This is a genomic window from Rhizobium sp. SEMIA 4085, assembly GCF_013004495.1.
In the GTDB taxonomy this organism is placed as follows: domain Bacteria; phylum Pseudomonadota; class Alphaproteobacteria; order Rhizobiales; family Rhizobiaceae; genus Rhizobium; species Rhizobium gallicum.
Map to the genome: position 1 here is coordinate 1 of NZ_JABEPH010000668.1, position 1,230 is coordinate 1,230.

Sequence of the window (1,230 nt, forward strand, 5' to 3'; positions counted from 1 at the left end):
CTGCCGGGAACCGAGCACCGATGCGGCGGGGGGGGTGGCTCACCGGCGGCGGGCGGCCGTGGTTGGTGGGGGACGGGCGGGCCCCCGCCGCGCCCGGCCAGGAGGCGTCGGACGAGGAGATTCGCATGCGCAGGACGATGGCGTCGTTCCTGTCGCGGGTCTCCGTCGTCCGGGTAGGGCAATCCTATATCCTCGAAATCGGCTACAAATCTACCGACCCGCAAAAGGCGGCTCGCGTCGCGAACGCCCTTGCGCAAGCATATATGGATTCGGCCGTCTCCGCGCGCGCCACAGCAGCGCAAAGCGGGGCGAACTGGCTGGAAACCCGGTTGATCGACGTGGAGAAGCAAGCCCGGCAGGCGGCGTTGGATGCAGAAGAATCCCGGGCCACGACCGGCATCATGGAACTCGGCACCCCATCGTCCCTGGACCAGCAGCAATTGTCCGAAATCAGCAGCCAAGCCATTTCCGCCAGCGCCGACACCGCTGCCGCGTCCGCCAAGCTCGATACCCTCAATCGGCTGATGGCGGGGGAAGCGGTTGGCGGCAGCGTTCAGGAGACGATCGACAACCCCCGCATACAGAAACTCCAGGAGGACGTCAGCCTTGCTACGTCGAGGCTGAACAATCTGATAAGCCGCTACGATCCCGGCAATCCCGCGATCGCGGCCGCCAAAGAGGAAGTTGCACGGCTAACCGGCGATATCAGGAACGAACTCGTTCGCATCCAGGAAGTATACAAAACGAACCTGCAGGTCGCGCAAACTCGCGAACGCCTCCTCAATGACCAGATGGCGGCGCTGACTGCGACCGGCACGGACAAAAACCTGGCGCGTGTGAAACTCACCGAAATGGAAAGCCGTGCGACGACCTATCGCCGTATCTATGAAGGAATTCTCCAACAACTGACGGGCACGTTGCAGAAGCAGTCTTTCCCGCTCGGCGATGCCCGTATCGTGACGGCCGCGTCCGCGCCACTGACGAAGAGCTCGCCGAAACCCTCCATCATCCTGCCCTTCACCACACTGATGGGCCTGGCTGGTGGTCTCCTGCTCGCGCTGCTTTTTGATGGAAGGGGCAAGGGGATTCACCTGAACTCCAGACTGCGGCAGGAACTCGGTATAGCGTCGCGCGGAAGCCTGCCTCTGCAGGGCGAAACGGCGGTTTTGCCCGCCGGGGCGAAGGCGGCACACCTGCAGGCCGCGATGGCGCTGCGAGGGGGGCGCGAGG

Annotated in this window: 1 protein-coding gene; it reads left to right on the forward strand. The window is 64.1% G+C overall.

Annotated elements, in window-relative coordinates; genetic code table 11:
• Positions 1 to 1,230 (forward strand): GumC family protein (locus tag C9413_RS32215; protein WP_170251582.1); only part of this gene is annotated, 1,230 nt, incomplete at both ends.